Origin of the sequence: Floccifex sp., assembly GCF_051873555.1 — a bacterium.
Classification (GTDB): Bacteria; Bacillota_I; Bacilli_A; order Erysipelotrichales; family Erysipelotrichaceae; genus Floccifex.
Window position 1 is genome coordinate 1 of sequence record NZ_JBJEEY010000113.1, and the last position, 7,741, is coordinate 7,741.

Here is a 7,741-nt window from a genome sequence, read left to right on the forward strand (position 1 = left end):
ATTCACTCCTATTTATGATTATAAATAGTTTATATACTTTTTCAAGGAAGTTTTTACATAATCAACAACTTTTTTAAGGGACTTTTTTTAATATTGACAACTTTTTGATTTAAAAAAACAAATGAAAGCATGACAATTGAAGAAATAAATAAAGAATATGGAAAAATAAAATATTCAACAAGTGAAATGTATTGAATTGATTATATTTATGAATCTTAGAAGCAAAATCAATTGTATTAGATAAGAAGGCGTATAAATACTTCGAATAATAAAACAATCAAAACTTTAAAACAGGGTGCTTAATGCACCCTTCTATTATAAAATACCAGTAATCATCATAGTCGATATGATTTCTTCGACTTCCTCTTCATTTATTTCTTCACTCGTATTTTTCGTTTCTTCTTCTTTTTTCATACAAACATCCTATCTAAAAATAAATTGAATTCCTATACTTAAAGTAAACGCAATAATGAGTGCAATACTATATTTCACTGGCATTGGTAAATTCACAACAATGTCTCTATGCTTCAATTTATATAATAAACCACTCGCATGTAAAAAAATCATGAAAACAGTAACAGGTATCAAAGCTGTACAATATAAAGAAATAAAACATATTAAGTTAGATGATTTAATGGGAATGTACTCTAGTATGATTGAAACCACAATCGCAATGGTTCCAATAAAACTTATATTACGAATATTTTTAATCATCGTTTCTTTTTCTAAAGTCGCATAAATTGCCATGCCTTCGACTGTTTCTTTTACTTCTTCCATTTTCTCACTTTTCCTTTCTCCATTGATTATTTCTAAAATCGATACCTCATAGAATTCAGAAATCTCCACTAATATACTTATATCCGGCATATTATTTCCCGTTTCCCATCGAGAAATCGTTCGATTGGATACATTTAGTTTTTCAGCCAATTGTTCTTGTGTTAAGTGCTTTTCTTTTCGAAGTTTTTTTAAAAAACTTCCAATTCTTTTTTGATCCATATCCGGTACCTCTTTTCGCTATCAAAATATCATGAAAAATCGATTCATAACACGACATAAAGCGAGAAAATGACGTATTTATTTAAATTGTTTCAAATATTCATTGACAGATCGTGTCATTTCCATTGAAAATTCACTGTTATATTTTCTTTTACAAAAAGCCTGAATCCAGGCATCATAGTTTTCTTCTTTACAATTCTTTTTCAACATATTGTATAAATCTTCTTCCTTTAGTTCTTGATACATATTTTCATGGACTAAATATTTCAAATCCACTCTCTTTGGTTTTTTTCGATTAATTTGAGATACAGCTGGATATCCAAAAACCAGCATACAAGCCGGAAATACATAGTCTGGTAAATGCAATAATTCTCTTTGAATTTCTATATTTTCCATAATATCTCCAATATAACAAGAACCAATATCATAAGATTGAGCAGCTACCACGGCATTTTGTGCAGCAATACACGCATCATCTATAGCCAGTAATAAATCTCCTGTCCCTGGTTTTCTAGGCTTACAATTGGCATATGTAAACGCATCGTACCATTTTTTACAATCTGCACAAAAAATCAATACAAGTTTTCCTTGTTCAATAAACGGCTGATGATCACAGGATTCACTTAATTGATGCAACAAAGAATGATCTGTAATTCTAAGAATTGTATATAGTTGTTGATTGCCTGCACTTGGTGCCTGAGAAGCACTCATTAATATTTCTTGTACAATGTCTTCTTCAATTTCTTGTTCTGTAAAAATACGAACACTTTTTCTTTTAAATAATTGCTGAATGACTTCATTCATTTTTATCACCTCTAAAAAATATAATAAACCCATTGACACAAAAGATAAATACGCTATAATTGGTATAACCAATGTGGTTATACCAATTAGGAGGAAACATGAAAAGTGCAAGAGACATTGCCCTGGATTATTTCTTACAGGAAATCAAAAACGGCCATTTAAAACCCGGTGACAAAATCCAGAACGAGCGACAACTCTCTGTTGATTTAGGAATTTCTCGTGTTCCTTTACGAGAAGCCATTTGTACTTTATCAACACTGGGCATATTAGAAGTTCGTCAAGGAAGTGGTACCTATGTTGGTCAAAATGATTCCCATATTTTTTCCAATATTATTAAAAAATATGGATTATTTAACCGTGCTATGGTCGATGAAGTCTTTGAAGCTCGTATTTTATTTGAAGCCGATGCCGCTAAATTAGCTGCCATCAATCGAAATGAACAAGATATTTTGTGTTTAAATGAAGCTCTTTTGGATCATGAACAAGCATTGTCTTTATATGATCAAGGAAAAATCACAGAAGAAGAAATGATGGAATTTGATGGAAAAGTGCACTTAGGCATTGCAGCTAGTTCTCACAATCAATTTCTTCTTCAAATTATCGAAGCCATTCGACATGTCACACAAGAAGAAGATTATTTTTCTAAAGAAAATACCAATGACTTTGATCATTTCAAAAAATCAAAGGAAATGCATAGAAAAATTGTCAAAGCCATTGAAAATCAAGATGAAAATCAAGCGTATGTCTTGATGCAAGAACACATTTTACAAGTAAAGAATGCCTTAAACATGGAATCAATCAGGAGGAAACAACAATGAAAACATTAAACTGGGCCACTTTAGGATGCGGCGTAATCGCCAATCAATTAGCACAAGCTTTACAAGCACAGGGAAGAAATTTATATAGCGTAGCTAATCGTACACATGACAAAGCCATTGAATTTGCGAATACATACAATATTGAAAAAGTCTATGATTCAATTGATGATGTATTTGAAGATGAAAATGTGGATATTATTTATATTTCTACACCACACAATACACATATTCAATATTTACGCAAAGCATTAAAAGCCAAAAAACACGTATTATGTGAAAAATCGATTACATTAAATACAGAAGAATTAGAAGAAGCAATTCAATTGGCAAAAGAAAACAATGTATTATTGGCTGAAGCCATGACGATTTTCCATATGCCAATTTATAAAAAATTAAAAGATATTTCTTCTACTTTAGGTGACTTAAAAATGATTCAAGTTAATTTTGGAAGTTATAAAGAATACAATATGAATAACCGCTTCTTCAATCCAAAACTCGCTGGCGGTGCCCTTTTAGATATTGGTGTTTATGCTCTGTCTTTAACACGATATTTCATGTCATCTTGTCCAGATCAAGTTACATCGCAAGTGAAAATGGCACCAAGTGGAGTGGATGAACAAGTGGGTATTTTATTAACAAATCCAGATGGTGAAATGGCAACCATTGCTTTAACGCTTCATGCCAAACAACCAAAACGCGCTATGATTGCTTATGATAAAGGATACATTGAAATATATGAATTCCCTCGTGGGCAACAAGCTACTATTACATATACAGAAGATGGACATAAAGAAGTCATTGATTGTGGACAAACTTCTTGTGCTTTACAATATGAAGTCAATGACATGGAAGATGCAATTGTAACAGAAAATACAAATATGTTGTTAGAATATAGTTATGATGTTATGAAAATTATGACAGATTTAAGAAAATCATGGAATTTTACCTATCCGGAGGAACAATAAAATGGAATATAAACGATTTGAAAATACAATTATTGCTCGTATTGATAAAAACGAAGAAATATTAGAACAAGTCAAAGAAATTGCGATAAAAGAAAATATTAAACTAGCTTCTATTCAAGCTTTAGGTGCTATCAATGATTTTACAGTTGGTGTATTTAAAGTCGATGAAAAGAAATATTATGCCAATTCTTTTCAAGGAAACTATGAAATTGTATCTTTAACTGGAACCATTAATACCATGAACGACAAATACTATTGTCATCTTCATTTAAGTGCAGGAAACGATCAAGGACAAGTCTTTGGAGGTCATCTAAATAAAGCCATTGTATCGGCAACTTGTGAAATGGTTATTCAAATCATAAATGGAAAAGTGGATCGAGTTTTTGATGAAGAAGTTGGATTAAATGTTTATAAGTTTTAAAAAAATACAGGGTAATGCATATACATTACCCTTATCTATTTTCTGGATTAACATGTACCATAATATGCTTAACCCTTGAAAACTGTGTTTCTACACTATCATGAACTTGTTCTGCAATTTCATGGGCTTCTTTCAATGTATAGGAACCATCTACACAAATTTCAATATCCACATAGATTCTATTTCCAAACAATCTCGTTTGAAGCAAATCAATCCCTTTGACTTCATCATGCTTCATTACACATTCTTTAATCTGTGTTTCTGTTTGTTCATCACAAGCATGATCCACCATTTTATCAATCGCGTCTTTGAAAATATCCCAGGCCGCCTTAACAATAAAGAAAAAGATAACAAGACTGGCAATACTGTCCATAACAGGATAGCCCATACGTGCACCAGCAATACCAATTAAAGCTCCAATCGATGAAAAAGCATCGGAGCGATGATGCCAGGCATCTGCCATCAAAGCACTGGAATCAATTTTTAAGGCATAATGTCTTGTATACCAGTACATGGCTTCTTTTACAGCAATTGACACAATTGCAGCAATCATGGCAAGCATCCCCGGTATCTGAATTTGGCTATAGTCTCCTGATAAAATTGTCTGTAAAGCTTGTACACCAATGGCACACCCTGTTAGAAACAGAATAGTTGCTAATACAATAGCCGCAACACATTCCATTCTTTCATGCCCATATGGATGTTCTTTATCGGGTTTTCTTGAAGCAAGGTGCACTCCAATAATCACAACAACGGTACTAAACACATCCGATGCCGAATGTATTGCATCAGAAATCATCGCATTGGAATGTGCAATAAAACCTGCAAGAAGTTTGATCACTGACAATACAACATTGGCAATAATCGATACAAAAGATACTTTGTTTGCTGTTTTCTGAAATTCATTTTCCATACGTTTACCGTCCTTTCAATCTGGTTACTCCAGCAGCTGACATGTGAGTAAACAAAATAAAAACCCACGTTCAGTTTGACTGTCCCGTGGATTGAATAACCACTGTCACTGTGTGACCCGACCCCATGACGATATGCACGGTCTGTTCAGTTCGTACTGTAGATAAAATGCAGTGCAAAGAGTAAATAAATTTTTACATACAGAAAAAGAAATGTCAACTCAAACAAGAAAAAGTGGTATATGAATCCCACATCTTCATATAAGGAAGACAAAAAAACAACCTCATGATTTTTGAAGGTCAACTTTGATTTCATCTAGTTTTAAATATTCAAATAAAGAGATAGTATCATTTGCTATCTCTTTTTGATTATTAAATTTTTTATACAGTTATAGAAAAGTCTTGTGATTAAAAAATTTTTATATTTCGCAAATTTAATATTTTTCGTTTTTGCGAAATCAAACACTTTCAGTATAGAAGATAATCTGGTTAAGAATATATAAAATAAGAAACACAGGTAAGGTGCTTCTTATTTTATCTAACAAACCAATTGATAATTACACATTTATAGCAAAAATCCATCAATGTATTCTTTTTTCTCGATCTTTATTTTTTCTCTAGTATAAATGCAATTTTTTATGGTTAAAATCTACAAGTTATAGTTCTTTTCCGTATTGTGTATCACTACACCGGAATCCAGTCGGTAACCCAACGAGCTTGAGTTGCATTCCATTATCTTTTATATTGTTTCCCGTTAATAGTTTTATATACCCATTCTAAAATATCCGCCCTTGTCTCTATTGTATTCGTTTTAAGTTGAGAATTATTTTCAATGTTAGACTGAGCAAAAGCAGTGATAGTAAATGTCGAAATGAGTGCACAGCAACTCATACATATAACAATTAATTTTTTCATTTTAATCCTCCGTTTCATTAATAATAGGTAAATTCGAATATAATTCATCATTAATGTCATCAATTTTTTCAAACTTTCCTTCAATAAAAAGACTATATGTTCCATCTGCATGTTTTAAAATGAAACTTTCTTTTACGGAATCAGCTGGTTTTGTCGTATAGTTGTCAATTGGAGGAGGAGTATAAGCCTCAAATACAATACTATTCGTAGTAAAAGGTAGTAATAAAATCAAAAATAGTAGTAACCAATTTGTATTTTTTCTGTAATTTGAATTTAGTAAATAATTAATACGATAAGATAAAACATTCTCATCATCCCCAATAAAAAAACTAGAAGAGACCGGCAAAGTATTAGCTATAGTATGACTATTTTCAATCATAAATTTTTTTAGTATAATCAGCACATTTGTATAACAAACCAGTTGTGTCTTAGAATAATTCTTTGTAACCTGTTGGTCAACCCTCATTTCCAAAGCAAGCTGAATTTTTTTTGAAAACCAATATACCGGTGGAAACCACCAATAAATAATCTTTATAAGATTAACAACTTGTTTTATCCAGTTATCATGATTTTTAATATGTTGCGTCTCATGTTTTATAATATCTTGGATTTCAGAATCCTTAAATTCCATTATTGGCAGAAAAATAACTTTTTTTAAACCAATAACCATAGGAGAATCAATTTCATCTGTAAACCAGACAGAATAATTGTATTTGGGAGAGGTTTCAATATAATCACCAACACATTTATGTATACTTCTACTCTTTAAAATGCAAAATATTAGATTACATTTTTTAATATTCTGTATATACCGAATGAATTGAACAATTATTCCAATACACCAGATTAAACATAATAAATTTAAGACTGTAAAAGATGCATAGATTTCAAATTTTAAAAAATCTCGTACATAATTCATTACCCACGGGAAAGGAATAGTAATTGTAAATGCATATTCAAATGGCAAAAATAAGCGAAGAATAATTACTATTGCCAAAAGAATCATGATATCCATTCTTAAAAATCGAATTAATTTTTTTTGTGTAATGAATAATTCAAACAATAAAATTAAAGCAGTACTCATAACTAAAGTAATTAAAAATGATGAAACTGAAAAAAGCATGTGTTTATTCCTCTAATTCCTTACATTTTTTTTCAATCAAAATTTGTAATTGTTTTAATTCGTCTAAGTTTTTATTGTGATCAATCAAAGAAGAAGTAAGATCGAAAGTGTTGTTGTTTCCTAATAAAAATTGAAGATAATCAGCTTGTTTAACCACAGGTGAATAAAGTCGTGTAAGTACAGTATTAGAGTAGCCGATATCTTCAATCTTAATAAACTGCATTTTAAGCAAGGTTTTTAACACTTGTTGAACCGTGTTCATATTTAGTGAATCATTTTTATTACAAATTTGATTGGCTGATAATGGTAAATCAGAACTCCAAAGTACAGACATCACTTCATTCTGTCGTTTTGTGAGAAGTTTTATTTTCATAATAAAGTTATTCCTTCTTTTTATAAATTGTAACTAATATATTATAAAATTACAATATTAATAATTTAATAATATTGATATTGTAATTTTTTACTGTATCAATTAAAATATAATTAAAGATAACGTTATCCATAAATAAGGAGGTTATATCATTAAAAAATGATTAAAAAGTTATTGTGTTCATTTACTTCTCTATTTATATTTTTTTCTGCTACACCTATCATGGCAACAGAAAATACGACTATCGGAGATGCAGTAGTTATTGATACTTTATCAGATAAAATGAATGAATCATATGTTATTGATGAAAACGGCAATCAATTAGGAAGTCTTTCAACAGAAGTTGCCAGTGTAGAAGTTGTATATGATGGTGCATGGTCTGGAATGCGTGCTACAAATGTTCCTAGAACCATTA

10 protein-coding genes and 1 riboswitch are annotated in these 7,741 nt (G+C 30.6%); of the genes, 4 read left to right on the forward strand and 6 right to left on the reverse strand.

The annotated features are described in order from the left end of the window. Positions 1-423 precede the first annotated feature (423 nt). Together ACI32A_RS06400 and ACI32A_RS06405 are read right to left on the reverse strand one after the other, a co-directional pair. Entirely contained in the window at positions 424-996 is a 573-nt protein-coding gene (locus ACI32A_RS06400; protein WP_439754206.1) for a helix-turn-helix domain-containing protein, read from the reverse strand. Between the two features lie 78 nt (positions 997-1,074). After that, on the reverse strand, positions 1,075-1,800 hold the full coding sequence (locus ACI32A_RS06405) for a nitroreductase family protein (RefSeq protein ID WP_439754207.1): 726 nt from the start codon (positions 1,798-1,800) through the stop codon (positions 1,075-1,077). Positions 1,801-1,898: 98 nt separating this feature from the next. Here ACI32A_RS06405 and ACI32A_RS06410 point away from each other — a divergent pair, with 98 nt between their 5' ends. From ACI32A_RS06410 to ACI32A_RS06420, 3 genes are read left to right on the forward strand one after another with little or no spacing between them, the layout of a single operon-like run. Next, positions 1,899-2,618 (forward strand): FadR/GntR family transcriptional regulator, encoded by a 720-nt coding sequence (locus ACI32A_RS06410; protein WP_439754208.1) that lies wholly within the window; start codon positions 1,899-1,901, stop codon positions 2,616-2,618. Continuing rightward, positions 2,615-3,583: a Gfo/Idh/MocA family protein gene (locus ACI32A_RS06415; RefSeq protein ID WP_439754209.1), complete on the forward strand. Its 969-nt coding sequence runs from the start codon at positions 2,615-2,617 to the stop codon at positions 3,581-3,583. The genes ACI32A_RS06410 and ACI32A_RS06415 overlap by 4 nt, the downstream gene beginning before the upstream one ends. A 1-nt stretch (position 3,584) precedes the next feature. Then, positions 3,585-4,004, forward strand: coding sequence for a PPC domain-containing DNA-binding protein (locus ACI32A_RS06420; RefSeq protein WP_439754210.1), 420 nt, complete (start codon positions 3,585-3,587; stop codon positions 4,002-4,004). A 31-nt stretch (positions 4,005-4,035) separates the two neighbouring features. On the opposite strand, the gene ACI32A_RS06425 is transcribed toward ACI32A_RS06420, so the two are convergent. The 4 genes from ACI32A_RS06425 to ACI32A_RS06440 all read right to left on the reverse strand — a co-directional run bounded on the left by ACI32A_RS06425 (position 4,036) and on the right by ACI32A_RS06440 (position 7,326). After that, positions 4,036-4,917 (reverse strand): cation diffusion facilitator family transporter, encoded by an 882-nt coding sequence (locus ACI32A_RS06425; RefSeq protein WP_439754211.1) that lies wholly within the window; start codon positions 4,915-4,917, stop codon positions 4,036-4,038. Between the two features lie 77 nt (positions 4,918-4,994). Then, positions 4,995-5,077, reverse strand: a riboswitch (NiCo riboswitch). Positions 5,078-5,647: 570 nt separating this feature from the next. Further along, on the reverse strand, positions 5,648-5,830 hold the full coding sequence (locus ACI32A_RS06430; protein ID WP_439754212.1) for a hypothetical protein: 183 nt from the start codon (positions 5,828-5,830) through the stop codon (positions 5,648-5,650). Between the two features lies 1 nt (position 5,831). Beyond that, positions 5,832-6,914: a M56 family metallopeptidase gene (locus tag ACI32A_RS06435; RefSeq protein WP_439754213.1), complete on the reverse strand. Its 1,083-nt coding sequence runs from the start codon at positions 6,912-6,914 to the stop codon at positions 5,832-5,834. 43 nt (positions 6,915-6,957) lie between these two features. Continuing rightward, positions 6,958-7,326: a BlaI/MecI/CopY family transcriptional regulator gene (locus ACI32A_RS06440; RefSeq protein ID WP_439754214.1), complete on the reverse strand. Its 369-nt coding sequence runs from the start codon at positions 7,324-7,326 to the stop codon at positions 6,958-6,960. A 159-nt stretch (positions 7,327-7,485) separates the two neighbouring features. Here ACI32A_RS06440 and ACI32A_RS06445 point away from each other — a divergent pair. After that, positions 7,486-7,741, forward strand: a 256-nt coding sequence (locus tag ACI32A_RS06445; protein ID WP_439754215.1) for a hypothetical protein, incomplete at its 3' end; no start/stop codon positions are given.